Origin of the sequence: Devosia subaequoris, from assembly GCF_014197055.1 — a bacterium.
Classification (GTDB): domain Bacteria; phylum Pseudomonadota; class Alphaproteobacteria; order Rhizobiales; family Devosiaceae; genus Devosia; species Devosia subaequoris.
This window is the reverse complement of record NZ_JACIEW010000009.1, coordinates 114,446-132,656: the sequence shown is the minus strand read 5'-3', so window position 1 is coordinate 132,656 and position 18,211 is coordinate 114,446. Positions and strand designations below refer to the sequence as shown.

18 protein-coding genes are annotated in these 18,211 nt (G+C 59.9%); 2 read left to right on the top strand and 16 right to left on the bottom strand.

Annotated features, from left to right (window positions below; translation table 11 throughout):
• Window positions 1–150: 150 nt before the first annotated feature.
• The 9 genes from GGR20_RS16270 to GGR20_RS16230 all read right to left on the bottom strand — a co-directional run bounded on the left by GGR20_RS16270 (window position 151) and on the right by GGR20_RS16230 (window position 8,799).
• Window positions 151–498 (bottom strand): hypothetical protein, encoded by a 348-nt coding sequence (locus GGR20_RS16270; RefSeq protein ID WP_183312424.1) that lies wholly within the window; start codon window positions 496–498, stop codon window positions 151–153.
• Window positions 498–1,496: a Gfo/Idh/MocA family protein gene (locus GGR20_RS16265; protein WP_183312423.1), complete on the bottom strand. Its 999-nt coding sequence runs from the start codon at window positions 1,494–1,496 to the stop codon at window positions 498–500. The genes GGR20_RS16270 and GGR20_RS16265 overlap by 1 nt, the downstream gene beginning before the upstream one ends.
• A gap of 10 nt (window positions 1,497–1,506) precedes the next feature.
• Window positions 1,507–2,286: an SDR family oxidoreductase gene (locus tag GGR20_RS16260; protein WP_183312422.1), complete on the bottom strand. Its 780-nt coding sequence runs from the start codon at window positions 2,284–2,286 to the stop codon at window positions 1,507–1,509.
• Window positions 2,283–3,461 carry a hypothetical protein gene (locus GGR20_RS16255; RefSeq protein ID WP_183312421.1) on the bottom strand — a complete coding sequence of 393 codons (1,179 nt, stop codon included), beginning with the start codon at window positions 3,459–3,461 and terminating at the stop codon, window positions 2,283–2,285. Before GGR20_RS16255 ends, GGR20_RS16260 begins: the two co-directional genes overlap by 4 nt.
• 9 nt (window positions 3,462–3,470) lie before the next feature.
• The gene (locus tag GGR20_RS16250) at window positions 3,471–4,676 is read right to left on the bottom strand and encodes an amidohydrolase/deacetylase family metallohydrolase (RefSeq protein ID WP_183312420.1); all 1,206 of its coding nucleotides are present in this window, start codon (window positions 4,674–4,676) and stop codon (window positions 3,471–3,473) included.
• A gap of 64 nt (window positions 4,677–4,740) precedes the next feature.
• Window positions 4,741–5,820 (bottom strand): Gfo/Idh/MocA family protein, encoded by a 1,080-nt coding sequence (locus GGR20_RS16245; protein ID WP_183312419.1) that lies wholly within the window; start codon window positions 5,818–5,820, stop codon window positions 4,741–4,743.
• 68 nt (window positions 5,821–5,888) lie between these two features.
• The gene (locus GGR20_RS16240) at window positions 5,889–7,049 is read right to left on the bottom strand and encodes an ABC transporter substrate-binding protein (protein ID WP_246349683.1); all 1,161 of its coding nucleotides are present in this window, start codon (window positions 7,047–7,049) and stop codon (window positions 5,889–5,891) included.
• Window positions 7,050–7,118: 69 nt separating this feature from the next.
• Window positions 7,119–7,967 carry an ABC transporter permease gene (locus tag GGR20_RS16235; protein ID WP_183312417.1) on the bottom strand — a complete coding sequence of 283 codons (849 nt, stop codon included), beginning with the start codon at window positions 7,965–7,967 and terminating at the stop codon, window positions 7,119–7,121.
• A gap of 7 nt (window positions 7,968–7,974) precedes the next feature.
• On the bottom strand, window positions 7,975–8,799 hold the full coding sequence (locus GGR20_RS16230) for an ABC transporter ATP-binding protein (protein ID WP_183312416.1): 825 nt from the start codon (window positions 8,797–8,799) through the stop codon (window positions 7,975–7,977).
• Between the two features lie 309 nt (window positions 8,800–9,108).
• Between GGR20_RS16230 and GGR20_RS16225 the strand changes: the two genes are divergently transcribed.
• Complete coding sequence (locus GGR20_RS16225; RefSeq protein WP_183312415.1) at window positions 9,109–10,035, top strand: MurR/RpiR family transcriptional regulator; 927 nt, start codon at window positions 9,109–9,111, stop codon at window positions 10,033–10,035.
• Between the two features lie 379 nt (window positions 10,036–10,414).
• Here the strand turns inward: GGR20_RS16225 and GGR20_RS16220 are convergent, their stop codons facing one another.
• Together GGR20_RS16220 and GGR20_RS16215 are read right to left on the bottom strand one after the other, a co-directional pair.
• Complete coding sequence (locus GGR20_RS16220; protein WP_183312414.1) at window positions 10,415–11,350, bottom strand: threonine ammonia-lyase; 936 nt, start codon at window positions 11,348–11,350, stop codon at window positions 10,415–10,417.
• Window positions 11,347–12,369 carry a succinylglutamate desuccinylase/aspartoacylase family protein gene (locus tag GGR20_RS16215; protein WP_183312413.1) on the bottom strand — a complete coding sequence of 341 codons (1,023 nt, stop codon included), beginning with the start codon at window positions 12,367–12,369 and terminating at the stop codon, window positions 11,347–11,349. Before GGR20_RS16215 ends, GGR20_RS16220 begins: the two co-directional genes overlap by 4 nt.
• A gap of 154 nt (window positions 12,370–12,523) precedes the next feature.
• On the opposite strand from GGR20_RS16215, the gene GGR20_RS16210 reads away from it, so the two are divergent.
• Window positions 12,524–13,420, top strand: coding sequence for an IclR family transcriptional regulator (locus tag GGR20_RS16210; RefSeq protein ID WP_183312412.1), 897 nt, complete (start codon window positions 12,524–12,526; stop codon window positions 13,418–13,420).
• Window positions 13,421–13,431: 11 nt separating this feature from the next.
• Here GGR20_RS16210 and GGR20_RS16205 read toward each other — a convergent pair whose 3' ends face one another.
• From GGR20_RS16205 to GGR20_RS16185, 5 genes are all read right to left on the bottom strand, one after another.
• Window positions 13,432–13,788 (bottom strand): L-rhamnose mutarotase, encoded by a 357-nt coding sequence (locus GGR20_RS16205; RefSeq protein WP_183312411.1) that lies wholly within the window; start codon window positions 13,786–13,788, stop codon window positions 13,432–13,434.
• Window positions 13,785–14,579, bottom strand: coding sequence for an ABC transporter permease subunit (locus GGR20_RS16200; RefSeq protein WP_253560330.1), 795 nt, complete (start codon window positions 14,577–14,579; stop codon window positions 13,785–13,787). Before GGR20_RS16200 ends, GGR20_RS16205 begins: the two co-directional genes overlap by 4 nt.
• 80 nt (window positions 14,580–14,659) lie before the next feature.
• Entirely contained in the window at window positions 14,660–15,598 is a 939-nt protein-coding gene (locus tag GGR20_RS16195) for a carbohydrate ABC transporter permease (protein WP_183312409.1), read from the bottom strand.
• 54 nt (window positions 15,599–15,652) lie between these two features.
• The gene (locus GGR20_RS16190) at window positions 15,653–16,954 is read right to left on the bottom strand and encodes an ABC transporter substrate-binding protein (protein ID WP_183312408.1); all 1,302 of its coding nucleotides are present in this window, start codon (window positions 16,952–16,954) and stop codon (window positions 15,653–15,655) included.
• A 167-nt stretch (window positions 16,955–17,121) separates the two neighbouring features.
• Window positions 17,122–18,201: a Gfo/Idh/MocA family protein gene (locus GGR20_RS16185; protein ID WP_183312407.1), complete on the bottom strand. Its 1,080-nt coding sequence runs from the start codon at window positions 18,199–18,201 to the stop codon at window positions 17,122–17,124.
• Window positions 18,202–18,211 lie beyond the last annotated feature (10 nt).

Sequence of the window (18,211 nt, the reverse complement as noted above, 5' to 3'; positions counted from 1 at the left end):
GATCTCGGTAATCGTATCTCGCCAATGTTCTCGCCTAGGGGCGAATGTCTCCTTTCGGGATCGAGCTATGTTGGCGTGAACGACAGGAATGGGGCGCGTACCTGCCTGGCAGCGATCAAAGCGCGTTGGAGACTTTTAGATCCGGCGATACTAGCTGGCGAACCATCCCTCCTTGAGGTAGCGCATATACTCGAAAATGACCCCGTGCTTGCGCACAAAGGCGACTTCGAGGAAATCGCCTACCACAAAACGAGCGATGAGAAGTTCCACGCCCTCTGCCTCGAGATGGGGTTTCAGATCGGTTACCCGATAGGCGATATGCGGATTGTTGCGGATCGCATCAGGTACGGCACTGTCTTCGCGATAGCGCAGAAACTCGATGTGTTCAGGGTGCGCATGCGGATTCGTGACCCAGATCTTGCTCGCCTCAACCCAATCTTCCTCCGGCTGCGGCTCGGTGGTGGTGATACCCACATGATCAAAAATGAAATCGGACATCACAGCTGTACCACATTGCCGGTGCGAGCCGATTCTTCGGCGGCGAGCGTTGCGGCAAGCGCTGCGGTCGCATCCTCTGGCGTTCCGATGGTTACTTCAGCTCCGCTCGTTGCGGTGCGCGCGAAATACTCAAATTCCTCGCGCAAGGCACCGCCGCGCACCCCATTGAACAGGGGCCAATAGGTTGTGTCCGGTGAATGCAGCTTGTTGCCATCTACAATGGCCAGATTGGGGAAGGTGTCCTGAATGTGGATGATGCCTTCGGTGCCAATGATGGACATGCGCTCGTCAATATCGAACGGCGTTTTTTCGGGCATGCACCACACCGTTTCCAGCGTCGCTGTCGCGCCCCCTTTGAAACGGTACATTGTCTGCCCGATATCGGGATGTTTCAGGCCGCGTACGCTCACGGTCTGCGCATAGGCCGTCGCCACCGTATCGCCGGTGATCCACATCATGATATCGCTGTCGTGGATGGCGTCCCCCACAATGGGCCCGATCTTCTCCAGAATTGTCGGTGTCCAGGCGGCGGGGATATTGCGGCGCGACGACAGGGCCACGATCTGGCCGATCCGACCCTCATCAATGGCCTGCTTGGCCATGCGATAGCGCGGATTGAACCGCACCACGTGGCCGATATAGAGGATGCCTTTGCTACCCTTTGAGGCGGCGGTGATTTTCTGGGCGCCCGCGACCGTGGAAGCGATGGGCTTTTCAAGAAAGACATGCTTGCCCGCTTCCAGCGCGGCGATCGCCGGCTCGGTATGCTGGTCCCACATGGTGCAGACCGAAACCGCGTCGATTTCGGGATCGGCGAGCATGGCATGATAGTCACGATAGAGCTTTTCGACCCCGTACTTCTGGCCCATGGCCTCCAGGCGCTCCGGCGTGCGCGTACACAGCGCCGCCAGTTCCAGATTGGGAATGCCCACAATGGTATCGGCATGGATTTCGCCGAACCACCCCAGGCCGATAATGCCGACACGCAACTTTTCCATAAGATCCTCCTCAGAATTCCTCCAGTGTGAGTTCACGCGCCATCACGATGTTGCCAGAGGTGAGGCCGCAATCGACGGGAATTGCGGCGCCGGTAACGGCGCTGGCGAGATCGGAGGCAAGAAAGGCAACCACCTGGGCCACCTCGTCAGGCTCGACGATGCGGCCGAGCGGGTACCAGCGTTCAAGTGTTTTGAGCACGTTGGAGTCCTTGGCCTTGCGCTCTTCCCAAAGCGGGGTGCGTACGGTGCCGGGCAAAACGATATTGGCGCGGATACCATATCGGCCGTATTCCTGCGCGAGTGAGCGCGTGAGGGAGATCATCCCGGACTTGGCGGCGCTGTAGGCGGGATCGCCCAACGCGGACAGGCCGTTGACCGAGCCGATGAAAACAATATTGCCGCTGCGGCGCTCGACCATTTGCGGCAGAACGGCATGGGCGCAGGCAAATGCGCCATTGAGGTTGGTGGCCATGTCGGCCTGCCAGCCGGCGGGGTCGAGTTTTGCAAAGGAATGGAACCGCGTTCCGCCCGCATTGTTGATGAGCACATCGATGGAAGGGTACGACGCAAAGGTTTGCTGGACCGCGTCCGCATCGGCAATGTCGACACGGGCCGGCTTGACGTCGATCCCCGATCTGCCCAGTTCGTCAGCCAGTGCCAGAACAGCGTCGTCGCGATCCAGCGCCACGATGGTGCCGCCCGACTGGCCGAAAAACCTACACAGCCACCGGCCAATGCCACCGGCGGCGCCGGTGATGGCGATTGTCTTTCCGGCAAATTGCGTGCTCATGCCGATCCTTTCAAAGCGGCCCCGATCCAGGCGAGATTGGCGCGCCGCAAATGCCCGAAATTATAAAATCCGAGCTCGTCCACGCCGCCCTCACGTAGAGCGTTGATGGCTGCCAGAAACTCATCCTTGCTGGACAGATCGGGAAAGGCGGGACGCAGGATGCCGCGCAGTTTCACATCGGGACCCACCCGGCGTCGGATATCCCACAAATCTGCTTTGACCCGCGTCGCGGAGGGCTCGTAAAAGCATGCCTCAATAAGTCCAGTTTCCCGTCCCAGGGCCTTCAGATCGCTGCCTTCGTACCAGGCGCCGCCAGTGGGGCGGGCCACCGAGGGAATGACTGCAATTGTTGCGTCCTTGCGCACGTCCTGACGGATTTCGGCAACCAGCAACGTCACCACATCATTGCGGAAATCGAGATAGCGGCGCAGGTCACCATCGGCGACAATATCGGCGCGCCAGAAGGCCTCGGCCATGTCATCGGGCAGGTCGATGTCGCTTTCCAGATAGGCGTCGATTTCGGCAGCGACCTGCGATTTGAGCCGTGCTGCATCGATATCGCGTTCTTTCGCCCCTGCCACGCAATGGTCGCAAAAACACAGGCCGAGCATGTTCTCGAGCCATGGATTGAACCGCATCAGCGCAAATTCGTGGTGGTATCCGTGCGCATAGGGTGTGAAACCGGGCGCCTCCAGGGATAGTCCCGACACCGGATAGTTTTGGGTCACGTCGCTCGCGAGTCCGCGTGCATAGGCACGCGCGGCGGGAGCGGACGGACAAAGGTTGTAATAATAGGGATCGCCAAAGGCGTTGCGCACCACACTGTCCGGGTGAGCCATGCCCAGCGCCGTGTTGTGCAGCAGAACCAGCCACACATTGACGGATTTGCGTCCGTCATCCAGCAGTTCGGACAATATGTCATGCTGCGAGAGCAGGCTGTTTGGCAAGGGCTTGATCTGGCCGTAATGCGACGGATCGGTTCTGAAATAGGCCGTGCCGTCTTCGGGAAAATAGACCTTGCCGGTTCTGCCATGCGGACGCATGAACTTGCCGGCGTGATAGGTGCCCGCAAGTGTCACGGTGTCGAGCCCGAGGTCATCGAACGCTTCAATTGCGGCGGACACCCCCATTTCCGCGATATCCCAGGCATAGCTGAATATGGCCTTGTAGCTCATGGTTCACCTTCAGTGACAATGATGGCTGCCGACGAGAAACGCTTCTTCAAAGGGCCGGCGGCTGACTTCCATTTCGCGGCCTTCGAGATAAACCGCGACCGGCTGTAGCAGGGTTGATCCCTGCCGCTGGGTGCCCACGACATCGGAAAACACATAATCGCTGTCCACCTGGCGGAGCACCGTGATATCGGCCGGTGCCCCCACACCCAGATGCCCCAGTTCCGGCCGGTTGATTGCCAGCGCTGGGCGGCTGGTGGACATTTCGATGACTTCAGGCAGGGTCAAACCGCAATTGAGCAGCTTGCTCATGGTGTGCAGCAGGTCGTAACCGGGCCCATCGACCGCGATGACATGCACATCAGATGAAATCAGATCGGGTTTGAACCCGTCCTCAAGCGCGCGCTCGGCGGTCTCATAGCCAAACGCGCCCATGCCGTGCGCGATGTCGAACAGCACACCACGGTCGCGTGCGCGCCATACCGCGTCGATGACCTTGCCGTCTTCGCCGATCACGGAGTTCGGCTGGGGCCTGTAGCAATGGGTGAGAATGTCGCCGGGACGCAGCATGTCGACCACGTCAGCATAGCTGGGTGGTGGCGGACCGATATGGGTCATCAATGGCAGCTCGACCGCATTGGCCGCTTCGAGCGCCAACTCAAGCGCCCCCAGCCCCAGCTTGCCAGTGACGATACCGCCAATGCGCACCTTCACCCCGATGATACGATCCCGATTGGCCTCGATCGTTTCGACACAGCGGTGCACGGGCAACATGGCGCGCAGCGTTGCCTCGCCGATTGCCACGTCGCGGTCAAAGCCGAAAATGCCGGGAAAGGAGATATTGAGGAACGCGAATATCCGATAGACGGAATGCGCCATGACATAGTCGCGGAAGCCATCGAAATTACCGGCGCCGGCACTGCCCGCATCAACCAATGTTGTGCAGGCGGAGCGCCGTGCAATCAGGCCCGGATCCACACTCAGCGAGGTCGCCTTGTGATAGACATGGGTGTGAATGTCGACGAGACCGGGCGCGACGACGCTGCCGGACACATCGCGCACGGCGCCTTTTCCGGCGTCGATATCGGGCGCGACCTCAGCGATCTTGCCGCGCGAGATCGCCACATCCATGCGTCCATCGACGTTGTTGCGCACGTCAATGACGCGGCCGCCCTTGAGAACAAGGTCGTAGTTCGACTGTCTTCCAGACAGGGACATCTGGTTTCTCCGGGTGCGCGGAGCCCGGCACGGACCGACCGGTCCGGCGCGGGCAATTGCGGGATCAGGCGAGTTCGACGACCCGCTTTTCGTTGATGCTCTGCTCGGCGGCGAGCACGATGCGCAGGCTGTTCACCGCAGCCTCCATGGAATCGGTGAGGTCGATATCCTCGTTGATTGCCTTGAGGAAAAAATCCTGCTCGCGATCGCACAAATCCTGGTGTCCGGGTTCATCGACCATGGTGAAGATCTCGTCCTCGCGGACGAAGCTCTTATCGCCTTGGGCGACTTCGGCATGGTGATACTGAATGGCGTCGGTCTTGGTGTGCTGGTCGATATCCGCGGAGTCCGAGACACCATCCTTGTGCTCACGTGGGTCGGGAACGATGGAAACCGCGCCCTTGGGCCCAATCACGTCTTTGACGAAATAGGCGACCTCGCTCATCATCGGTCCCCAGCCGGCCTCGTACCAACCAACCGATCCGTCATCGAAGGTGACGTGGAGATGGCCGTAATTGGGCTTGTCGGCCTCGGCCCACAAATGGGCACCAATGCCGTGCACACGCACCGGTTTGGCGCCGGTCAACTGGCACATCACATCGACATAGTGCACGCCGCAATCCACGATCGGGATCAGCGAGTCGATCAGGTTCTTGTGCCACTCATAGGTCGGGCCGCCAGACTGCTGGTTGAGATTGAGCCGCATGACCAGCGGCTTACCCAAGGTCTGGCCCAGTTCGATGAATTTTATCCAGCTCGGGTGTACGCGCAGGATGTAGCCAAGCACCAGCTTGCGGTTGGTCTTTTTCGCCGTGGCGACGACCTTTTCGGCATCTTCCACATTCGTCGCGATGGGCTTTTCCATGAACACATGGGCGCCCGCGTTCATCGCCTTGATGGCGTATTCGGCATGGGTGTTGGGCCAGGAGTTGATCGAAACTGCATCTGGCTTTGTGGCTTCCAGCGCCGCGTCCAGATCTTCGAACAATTCATAGCCCTGAAGCTCGTCCGGGATCAGTTTCGACTTGATCGTGCGGCTCATGATGCCCACGATTTCGAATCCGGGATTGCGGTGATAGGCGCTTGCATGGGATTTGCCCATGTTCCCCAGCCCCACTACCAGTACGCGCACCTTCTCGGCCATAAGACCCTCCCCAAAAAACTGGTACAAAAAATGTGGGCGGCCGGAGCCGCCCACCTCGTTATCGGCAATTACGAGACGGCCTGGTCAAACAGGTTGGCCTGTAGTTTATCCACGTCGACGGCCGCCAGATCGGCCGGCAGCTCAACCGCGAGCGCGTCGGCCTTGACCTTTTCGTGGTCAAAGTCATTGGCCGCGGCGATGCACTCATTGGTGCACACATCTTCTGCCTTGACCGGGTTCTTGACCTGCCCCAGCGCATACACTTCGTCAAAAAAGGTCTGCCATGCGGCCATGTCGTGATCGCCCCAACCCTGACGGTTGGCCATGTCACCGCGGACCACATTGAGGTTTTGCAGCATGGACATGGTGCCCTGCTCGGGGCCGTTGGCGGAGGCCACCGAGGGGAACTGCTCGAACACGGCATGCACTGCAGCGCGCGGGTTCTGGTACGACGCCTCCAGACCCATGGACCAGGCGCGAAGGTACTTTTTCAGGAACGCATTCTTGTCGGGATCCTCGAGGTCTGCGGCGCGGGCCACATAGGTGTTGGCGACCAGCGGCGAGCGCTGCACACCCAGCCAGTATTCGAAATCCAGACCAGTCGAAATCCACTCGGCCCGCAACCCTTCCCAGGCCAACGCGGCATCGCCCTGCCCCGCCTGCAAGGCGGTGCCCCAGGTCGGCCAGCCGGCCTCGACATATTTGACCTTGGAAACGTCGACGCCCTGTACGGCCAGCATCGGATCGACGATGGACTGCCAGGCAGCCGAACCAAGCAGAATGGTCTTGCCTTCGAGCGTCTTCAGATCGTTGGTGCCTTCGCCCTTGCGGAACGCGAGACTGAACGTGTCCAGAGCGCCCCAGTGGAACACCGATTTCAGGTCCATGCCGTTTTCCAGCGCAAACGAGAAGATGCCCGGAGACGGGAAGCCCATATCGGCCTGCCCCACATCGACGAACTTGACAGTTGCCGTGCCATCGGACGGGCCAGGTTGCATGTCGACTTCGACACCCAGATCGTCGAAATAGCCAAGCTTCTTGCCCATCCAGAAACCGAAATCGTCCAGCACTTCGAGCGTGCCACGCGGGGAGATCCAGGTGAACTTCTCGTAGGGCTCGGCGAAGGCCCGACCGACACCGCCAAGAGCAGTCGCCGTCACAACGCCGGCCGCGGAAACCTGGAGGAAAGTGCGGCGGCTCAAACCGCCGGGAGTCAGAATGCTAGCCATGTTAATCCCTCTTTTATGGTTCGTTTCGTTGAGCATGCAGGCCGCCGCCCATGCGGACGACGGGTCGTATCAGGCCTCCCAGCTGGCGAATTTCTTCCCGAGAAGAAAGAAGAGCGTGTAGATCAGGATGCCCAGGATCGACAGGATCAGCACCACAGCAAAGAACTGTGGCATCTGGATCATGGAAGAATAGGAGGTCAGGCGGTTGCCGAGCCCGAAGCCGCCTCCCACCATCTCGGCGCCAACGGCAGTCAGCAGCCCGAAGATCGAGCCCACCATGAGCCCTACAAAAATCATTGGCAGCGCCATCGGCGCCCGCACTTTCCAGAAAATCTGCAGCGTCGACGCGCCATAGGACCGGGCAAGGGCGATCTTGCCGCTATCGACCCGGCGAAAGCCCGTCGCGGCATTGATCATCACCATGGGTCCCGAGGCGAGAGCCACTGCGATGATGCGCGGTTCGTACCCGAACCCGAAACGCAGGATCAGCAGGGGCACAAGCGCCAGCATCGGCGTGGTCACCAGCAAGAGAATGTAGGGTGTGATGATCTTTTCGGCGAAGGGATATTGGGTGATCACCGCCGCCAGCACCAGACCCACCACAGCACCGATGCCGAATCCGGAGAAGAGTTCGATCAGCGTATGGCCCAGTTGCGGCGCGATCAGGTGAAAGTCGGAGACCAGGGCCATCGCGATTTCGCTTGGCTTGGGCAGAATGTACTGGGGCACGGCAAACAGGTTGAGCGCGAGCTCGGTGCCGCCGATGATCATGACGGCGACCGCGATGATGGCGAGAACCTCGCTCAGCGACCGGATGCCGGGACCGGCTGCCAGAGATGACATGCCGCCCGAAATGTCGACCTTGTCGCTGCCGACGCCGCCGCGCTTGAACTGGGGAATGGTGTCGGATTCGCTCATGAGATCCTCAACGGGCGGCCTGCGCCACCGGCGCATCGGATGAACGGGCATAGCGGCTTTGCTGGTCGCCCACGATTTCCTTCTTGATGATATTGGTGAGGTCGAAAACCTCCTTGGTCGCCATGATTTCGAGCGAGCGCGGCCGCGCGAAAGGCACCTCATGAATGCTGGCGACCTTGCCAGGGCGCGGGCTCATCACCGCGATGCGATCCGACAGGAAAATCGCTTCTTCCAGCGAATGGGTGATCAGAACGATGGTGGTCGGTGAGTCCATCCAGATTTCTTCGACCATCTGGTTCATTTCCTCACGGGTGAATGCGTCAAGCGCGCCGAATGGTTCGTCCATCAAGAGTACCGAGGGTTTGAACGACAGCGCGCGCACCAATGCCGCGCGCTGCTGCATACCGCCAGACAGCTCGCGCGGCATGCGGCCGCCAAAGCCAGCCAGGCCAACGCGGCCGAGCAAATCGTCAACCCAGGCGCGATCAGGTTTGGCCCCCATGATTTCGAAAGGAAAATTGATGTTCTGATCGAGATTGCGCCAGGGCAGCAAATTGGCGTCCTGAAAGACCATGCCGATCTCGGGATTAGGTCCGTCCACCAACTTTCCGTCGAGCAAGACTTCGCCGCTGCTCAGCTGATGCAATCCAGACATCGACCACAGCAAAGTGGTTTTCCCGCAGCCCGACGGACCGACGATGGACACGATCTCACCAGCCTTTACGTCCAGCGAGCAATCGTCGATTGCCAGCAGGTCGCCAGAGCGCGTGGAATAGCTCTTGGTGGCGTTTCGCACGCCCAACTTGGGCTGGATAATGGCAGCGTCAGACATCGTCCCTCACGATTCTCCGCCTCTCGTCGGCATCAAGTGACAACTCCCCCAAAGAGCCTGTAACCTGCCAACCCGATCAGTGTGTAACTAACCTACATTACTGTCAAGCGAGAGCTGAAAATCTCGAGACCTGGCCGATTTGACCCTGTTTTCGCTGAAATCTGCTTGATTGATGTGTAAGTTTCCTACAATCTTGCAGCCTCGTCGATTGTGTAATACGAGAACGGGCCTGATCTATCGCGTCCCAAGACGCGAGTCTGTCGCTAATTCGATAGCCTGGGTGCACCCACCCTGCGGAAGGGCGTCCATATGCAAACGCACGTCCCACCCAACCGTGGCAAGGACGGTTTTACCAAGCCGATCCCGGACATTCTTGCGATCATCAAGGACACGTACACCGAATTTCGTCCGGCCGAGAGGCAAGTGGCGGATGTGGTACTGGCGGATGTGAGCTTCGCCGTTGACGCCTCGAATGCCGCAATTGCCCAGCGTGCTAATGTCAGTGAGCCCACCGTTACCCGTTTTTGCCGTTCGATCGGCTGTGAGGGTGTGCGCGATTTCAAGCTCAAACTGGCGCAGAGCGTGGTGGTGGGGCGCCTCTATTTGGATCAGGTATCGCCGGAACAACCGGCTGGCGACGGCTCTCCTTTGATGAAGGTCGTGTTCAGCGAAGCGCGCAACGCCATTTCCGTGGTCGAGCGCAGCATCGATCCGGCGAGTGTTCTCGAGGCGGCAGATCTGGTGGCCAACGCCCATCAGGTGGTCGTTCTCGGTCTCGGCGGCAGCTCCACATCGCTAGCGCATGAAACGCAGAACCGGCTTTTTCGCTATGGTATAGTGACCGTCTCGCATTCGGACCCCTACATCCTCAAAATGACGGCAGCGACGCTCAAGCCGAACGATCTCGTCATCGCCATTTCCGGGACGGGCCGCACCCGTGAGGTTATCGAGGTGGTTGAACTGGCAAAGCACTATCGCGCCAAGGCCATCGGCATCACGGCGCCGGATTCCGAGCTGGCGGCCTTGTGCGACGTCAAGCTGACGGTGGAGGTTCCGGAATATCCAGATACGCTGAAGCCGACCGCTTCGCGATATGCATTTCTTCTAATAATAGACCTGTTATCAACCGCGGTCGGTTACCGTCTGGATCCATCGTCCCGCGAAACGCTACGTCGGATTAAATACACTGTCCTCGCGCACCGCGAGGGAAAAACTCTCGAGCCCCTTGGGGACTGACGTAGCGTTGCGGGCGACCTGCGCATTGCTGATGCGACGGACTGTTTTGGCGACCGTTTCGAAGTTGGCGCCAGTAGCGGCCATCGGGTTGGCAACTCCGGATGGCTAGCGGCACGCGAGCCCGAATTGGCTGGAAAGGGTGGTCGGAAAGCCGAGGTTTCTTACGTGAGTAAGGTGAAAATGTGAGCCAACTTTCCGATACCGTTCAGCCGGTGCTCGCGCTCTGTCGTCAACGAACGCGGGGTGGCCACTCCACAGTGCACACCGGCCGGCTTGGCTTTTGGCCACGACGTCCACGGATATTGAAGTGCCCGGCAGATGCCAGCCGCTTATCGGCGCTTCAGGCAACTTGAGCGCTGGCATCGCATTGCAGGCTTTCTTAGAGTGCGTCCTTACCAGCGCCACAGACCATTGCAGCAACGGATTGATTGGACGGTATGTCGATTGCCTTCCCGCGCAGGGCTGCAACAGCGGCGGCACCGCTGAGGTCGGCCGCGATACCCATTTCGAACCACAGCCACCTTGCAGCTTCCAGCATTGCCTCGTCAGACACCACAACGATCTCGTCGACGTTATCCCGCACGGTCTCGTACACCTTCTGGTCCGTCTCCGCGCAGCTCATCGTTGCCACGCGGCTGGTGACCCGATCGAGATGGACAAGACGACCTGCATCCAGACAGGCCTTGAGCGTTGGCGAACCTTCGGGTTCGATGCCGACGATTCGAATGGACGGTTTAAGCGCCTTGAGGGCCACTGCCATGCCTGAGATCAGCCCGCCCCCGCCGATGGCAACCAAAACCACATCGACGTCCGGGACCGCTTCAAGCAACTCGATGCCCGCAGTACCCTGACCAGCTACAACATCCGGGTCAGCAAAAGGATGAAAATAGGCCGCACCTGTCTGCTCCGCAAAGTCTAGGGCGGCAACATTGGTCTCGTTCCAAATTTGTCCGACGACTTCCACATTGGCGCCCCAACGCTTGAGCTTTTCCCGCTTTTCGGCGGTGGCGCTTTCAGTGACATAGACCGTTGCCAGCACACCAGCCAATTTTGATGCGCGCGCCACGGCCAGGCCGTGATTGCCCCCCGACGCCGTCACAATGCCACGGGAAAGCGCTTCCTTTGGCATCGATAGCAGCTTGTTGGTGGCTCCACGGGCTTTGAAGGAGCCGGTGACCTGCAGGGATTCGAGTTTCAGCGAAAGCCGGGCATCTGTGATGGGCTGCGAGACCGCTTCTACCGCAATTGTCGGTGTGTGCCGAATATAGGGTGCGATGCGATCTGCTGCGGCCCGGACGTCGTTCAACGTGATCATGCGTCATGCCTTTCATAAGGGGTGGCAACTACCAGACAGCAATTGCCAGGACGAACCCGACCAGGCTGGCGACGGCCATACACCATGCCGCTAGCGCGATATTGCAGATCGACAGGCGTGCGCCCCGGCTGCGTAAGGAAATGAATGCGCCCTGCCAGTTCGCCAGCGACCACCTCAGTGCCTAGCCTGTGCATAGGCTCGAACACGCCGTCATCCTCGGAGATGACATGAGCCAGTGCAGTCAGTTCATAGAGTTTGGAGGCCTTTTCGACCTGACTTGCTGCGCTGGCGGGCAGGACACCGACATGAGCAAGAACATTGCGGATGCCGCGCCGACAAAGCGCCAGCGCATCAATGGAAACAGTGCCGCCGCCTGCCATCTCGGTGCCAATCACCGTCATGCCCGCCAGTGCGGCCGAGGCGGTGGCCGTGCGTGGATCGCCTCGATTGTCGATCACCACTGCGATCGGCGCGCCGAATGCCTGCGCCGCAGCCACATTTGCAGCATGCTGTTCGGGCGTGCGCCCGGGCTCGATAACGGAACTGGGAATGATATCGAGGGATGAGCCACCCGAATGCAGGTCGATAAACACGTCGCCCATCGGGAAGAGGACGTCGTTTACATAAGCCGCGATCTGGCGAGTCGTCGTGCCCAACGGGTCCCCCGGAAAGGTCCGGTTCATATTGATGCCGTCGATTGGCGACGTGCGCAATGCCGAGTTGACAGCGGGCTGGTTGATAGCCGGAATGAAGATGAGCCGGCCCTGGATATCTTCAGGCCTGAGGTCGCGGATCATTTCGCCAAGCGCGATGGGCCCCTCATATTCATCGCCATGATTACCCCCCTCGAGAATGACCGTGGGTCCCTCGCCGTTACCGATGACCGCAACCGGCACCGGCACCACGCCCCAGGCATCGTCGTGAGCCGAGAGCGGTACGTGGAACACACCAATCTGCTTGCCGGGCTTGCCGAAGTCCACGGTGGCAGGAGTCAATTGTTCGGTTATATTACGAGTCATTTACTGCTCTCGGTATTGCTGTGTGAGGAGTGTCTTTGCGAAAGACCCACCGGTGTTTTCGTTGCGTAGTAAGCGGTGTAGAATTAATTTTATATATGATAATCCGATCTCTCTTGTGATATCGAATTGCATCGACTTCATTGTGCAGGACAGAATGGTCAGGACATCCAAAGCCGCCGCCGAAACAACCAAGGTCCGAGCCCGCAAGTCGGATGCAACCGCGTCTGCGGCGGATGCCAGGCAAGCCTACGGCGCCCCGGCACTCGAAAAGGGGCTCGATATTCTGGAATTGCTCGCCGGCATGTCGCGTGGCGTGAGCCAGAGTGAGATCGCCCAGTTGCTCGGGCGCTCTCTGCAGGAGGTCTATCGCGTTGTCATGGTGCTGGAGCGACGTGGTTTCATCCAGCGCCGGATCGGTGAAGAAGGCTATTTTCTTTCCCACCGGTTGCACTACCTTGCAAACCGGCATCCCCCGCTGCGGCGCCTTCTCGACATTGCGGGACCGATCATCAACTCGGCTTCGGTGGAGGCTTATCAGGCCCTCCACGTCGCGATTCTCGACCATCTCGACATTCTTGTCGTTGCACAGGTGGATAGTCCTGCGCCACTGGGGTTTCGCCTGCGCGTTGGCACGCAGAATCCGGCGGTTGCCACCGCGTCGGGCCGTGTCCTTATTGCCTTCCAGCGCGAGACCGACCAGCGCTGGGCCTTCTCCCAGATCGAAAAGGCCCTCTCCGCCGAGGAAGCCATGGCACTCGAGCAGCGCATCGCGGCCATCAGCCGACGCGGTTACGAGATGATCGCGGGCGAGGGTCTGCAGGGCATTACCGACGTGAGCTTTCCCATCCTGGATTCGGAAGGTCATGCGGCGGCGGTTCTGACCATGCCCTACCTTTCCTCCGCGCGCGAACGCATCAGCTTCGAGGCCGCGTGCCGTATACAGTTTGGCGCCGCAAGCGCTATTACCACCGCCCTGGGCGGCACCCTGCCTGAGCCGCGTTTTCCCCTGGCACCGATCCGCGAGAAGCGCCCGCCTGCTCGCGACCACTGAAAGAACAGCGCTCATCGGCGTACCTCGCTAGGACCGGGGCGATAGCTGAAGACCTCGTTCAGCCACAAGGGCTGGCCGTCTGCAGCTTCGGTCTGGGCGAACACATGGCCCATGTAAGCAGTCCAGCGGGCCTGTATGGGGCTGGCAGCAGTCGTGGCTGCGGCCTGTTCGAAGCTATGCTGTGTGCGCAGCCGCACGATTACGATCTCTTCGTGTCGCCAGATCTGGTAATCGTAGATGCCAGCCTGATCGATCAGGTCGAGCATTTCCGGCCAGACCGCACGATGCAGCCGGTCATACTCCTCGCCCATGCCCGGCTTCAGCCGGTACAGGTACATGACGGCCGCGCCCGGGCCCCCTACTGTCATCGTACGGCCCCGGAAATCGCGCCGCTTAAGATCTGGCGCTGGAACAGCAGATAGACCACCAAAACCGGCAGCAGTGCGATGATCAGGCCCGCACTGATCAGAGGAATTGAAACGTCGTACTGGCCCGAAAGCAGGGCAATGCCCACCATCAAGGTCGTCTTGTCAGAGCCGCCCATGATCACCAGTGGCAGGAGCAGGTCATTCCACATCCAGACGAAGTTCAGGATGGAAAGGGCCGCGATGGCGGGCGTCGATACCGGCAGCAGCACTTCGAATAGGATGCGCATGTCGCCCGCGCCATCCAGCCGCGCCGCCTCGATCAGCTCATCGGGGATGGCACGGAAATAGGCGACCAGCAGGTAGGTGCTCATCGGCAGTCCGAATGCCGCATAGGCGAGGATCAACCCTTGGTAGGAACCGCCCATACCCAGATTCAGGATGGTTTCATAAAGCGGGTAGATGACCACTTGGCTGGGAATGACCAGCATGGAGATGATGAACAGGAACAGGAAATTACCGAAAGGCATGCGCAGCTTGGTGACCGCATAGGCGATGAACAGCGCCGCGACTGTGGACAGCAGCAGCCCCCCGCCGGTGGTGATGATCGTATTGAGCAACAGGCGGAGCACGTTCATCCGGTTGAACGTGTCGATGTAGTTTTCAAAGGTGATGCCGGAGGGGAGGCCGAGCGGGTTCTGCGAATAGCCTGTACGCGACTTCACCGAATTGATGATCGTGAACATAAGCGGATAAAGCGCTGCTGCCGCCACCACGACAAGAACGAGAGTCACAAGCCACCGTGACAGGCTGCGGGCGACCGGCGAACCGCGTCGGCCTCTTGGGTGGAATGCGCCAGATTGTGCACTCGTGCTCATGAGCGCTCCCCCTTGCCATCGAGATACATGCGGCGGACGACGAATGCCGACACCAGTGCGGCAAAGACGAACAACGCCATGCCGATCGCAGCACCCTTGCCGCGGTTTAGGAATTCGAACGTGGTGATGAACACCAGATATTCTGGCAGCATGGTTGAGCTGCCCGGTCCGCCGCGCGTCAGCGCGTAGATGAGCGGGAACATCCAGATCAGCATGCTCGACATGCACAGCACCGTCCAATAGCCGATTACCGGCTTGATCAGTGGCACGGCAATGCTCACCAACACACGCCAGAAGCCGGCGCCATCGAGCCTGGCGGCCTCCATGACATCCTGGGAAACCGTCGCAAGGCCGGAAAGATATGTGAGCACGCCTAGGCCGAAGAATGCCCAGAGGGCGACGGCTGTGAGTGAGAACAGGGCGCTTGTGGGCCCGTTCAACCATTCGATGGCGAGGGGAGCCAGGCCCACTCCGATCAGCATGGCATTGAGCGGACCCTCGGGCGCCAGGATCTGGCGAAACATGATGCCGACAACGACCGGGGCGATCATGTAGGGCACGAAATAGACAGCGCGAAACAGCTTCCAGCCGGGCGTGCGCTGGAATAGCAGCAGCGCAACGATTAGCGGCAGGACGACCCAGACCGGCAAGGTCAGGAACACCGTGGCCCCGTTCTGAAATGATTGCAGGAATGTGGGGTCTCTGAACATCGACTGGTAATTGGCAAACCAGGCAAAGCTCGGCTCTTCGAATCCGCGAGTTTGCATCAGGCTCAGCCAGAAGGCACGAACCAGCGGCACCAGCTTGAACAGGATTGCCAGCAGCAAACCGGGCAGGACAAGCGCAAGGATCAGCACTATCTTGGTGCGCGTAGACCCGCGTTTCCGCCGTCCCGCCTTTATGAGGGCGGGGGCGGCAATGTCGGAGGTATTCATAGCTGTTGCCTTAAATAGAAGAGAGCGGGGTGGCCCGAAGGCCACCCGGCGGGGTCAGTTTTTGCCTGGGCTTTCTTCGAGGGCGACTTGCATACGCGCAGCCCAATCCGGCACACTGAGGCGGCCCAGAGTCACTTCCTGCCAGCCGCGGGCCAGTGCATCTGCTTCCTGACCGCTGAGCAGGATGCCCGCATGCAGTGTCGGCGTCTTGATGATCTCCTGGATCTGCGCGAGCGCCTGCGATTCCGGAATAAGGCTCGGATCGACGTTGTTGTTGAGCGCGATGCCACCGCCCAGCGATGTCAGAAGATTGCCGTTTTCAGTGCCAGCGATAAATTCGACGAACTTGAGTGCGGCGTCCTGTTTGTTGGTCCAGGAGGATACGCCGAAGACCGCGCTCTCGGTGCCCGAGAAGCTGTTGGCCAGCGGAGCGTCTGCCACGAGAACCGGCCAGCGCATAGCACCGACGTTTTCGTCGCCCAGTGCCGCTCCAAAGGCCTGCCAATTCACCGCATCGGCGATGATCGTGCTAGCAAAGGCGGCGTTGCCGCTGGCAAAGATGTCGGCGCCGTCAGGCAGCATGCTGATAGAGGGCGAGTTGGAATTGATCCAGCCGCGCTCCCCGATCGAAGCCATGGCTTCGAGAATGCTTGTCATCTTCGGGTCGGTCCAGGGCAGATCCCCGGCAAGGACCGCGCGCATATCATCTTCGGTCAGAAAATTGCGGGCAATTTCCGGGAAGTTCCAATAGGCCGGGAACACGCCGGTCATGCCATGCGCGAGGCAGGTCTTGCCGATCGCCTTGACCGCCTCACAGGCGGCATCCATTTCCTCCCATGTGGTGGGTGGGCTTTCGGCATTGAGCCCGGCTTGCGTCAACACCGCCTTGTTGTAGTACATGACGTTGCCCTGATAGCCGAAGGGCAGGCCGTAGCAGGGCTGGGTGGTGTCGAAATTGAGGCAACCACCAGCATAGGTGATCAGGTTCTTGCCAGCAGCCAGGGTTTCCGGTGGCAGCTCAATGTAGGCCGAACGCCGGTCATATAGTTCGAGACCGCTGTTATTTTGCATCACGTCGGGGCCCGAGCGGGTCGTAATGTAGGGACCCTGGACCTCCGGATAGCGATCGAAGGGTACGGTCTCCAATTCCACCGTAATGTCCGGGTTCTCGGCCTCGAACGCTTCAACAAGCGCAATCCAGTATTCGGGGCCGCCGGGCTGCCAGTTCAAGACCTTGATGCTCGTGGTATCCTGGGCCCAGGCCGGCGCGGCCAGTCCAGCGGCCGCCAGCACCAGGGCTGCGCAGCCAAGCTGCAACCCTTGGCGCAACGTTGCGAAATTCGATTCTGTCGTCATCTCCGCTTCCCTTGATTTGCAGTCGGCCCGGTCTGTCGGCTTGGGCGCGACTCCCTCGTTATCCAGCTTGGCCGCGTCCCTCCGCGACCAGACTTCAACTCCAACACGCTAACACGAGTAATTTGAAATATGAAAGTACAATATCTCATGCGAAATCAATATCTCAATCACTCGGGGACGACGCCGCCCAGTCTGCTGGACTTGAGCGCAGCATCCACAAGCGCCATGGTACGAACCGAGTCTCGGACATCGGTGTCGAGCACGGCATCCTCTCCCGCAGCGAAGCGCTGCAGGTTCGCCATGACGAAGCCGAAGGCATCCGGCACCCGCTCGCCCTTGAGCGGCAGTTCGGTCCATGTGCCGCCTTCGGTGACAAATTCGAGCTTTTCAGGGACCGGCTTGTTGTAGTCGATCAGGTAGCCCACGCTCAGGTGGGCGGCGCCCTTTGTGCCCTCGACCCTTATCGTGGCTTCGACATGTTTGGGGCCGTAATTGTAGGTGTGATTGAGCGATAGCGCACAGCGCACGCGGTCGCCATAATCAAGGATAATGCTGGACCGCGCATCGGCCAGGGTCGGGTAGCGGGGATGCTTCACGGCCTTAGCAAAAACGCTTTCAGGCTCGCCGAGCAGAGACCGTATCCAGTCGAGATAATGAATGGAATGCAGCGGAATTTCCACCGCGTCCAGCGAGGGGATGAACGACCACAGCTCCCAGGGCATATAAACGGCAAGCCGAACCTCGACGTCGACAATGTCGCCCAGCAGGCCCCGACGCACCGCATCACGAATGGCCAACATCGAGGGGGTGAAACGCAGCTGAAAATTGGTGGCGGCGGTGACCGAGCGGGCTTGCAAGGTGTCAACGATCTGACGCGCCGCTGCCCCATCCGGGCCCAGCGGCTTCTGGATGAGCGCAATGCTGCCCTCGGGCAGTTGTTCCACTGTTTGCAGGATCGCGGCCGGCGGTAGCGCCAGGTCAAACACACCGCGCGTGCCGCAGGCGGCGAGGGTGTCGTCCAAAGTTTGATGGACCACCGGGATGTCGAAATCGGCAGCAAGTTTGCGCGCGGCTTCCGCGTTCACATCGAAGACGCCGGCGACTGGAAGTCCCATTCTCCGATAGGCTGGCAAATGCCCGTCTCGGACGATGCCACCGGCGCCTAAAATGGTGATCGGACGCGGCGCGCTGGGCATGGCCCAGGTCTGCTGCAGACTGGCGAAATCGAAGACGGATTGCGCAGGCATGAACGCTCCT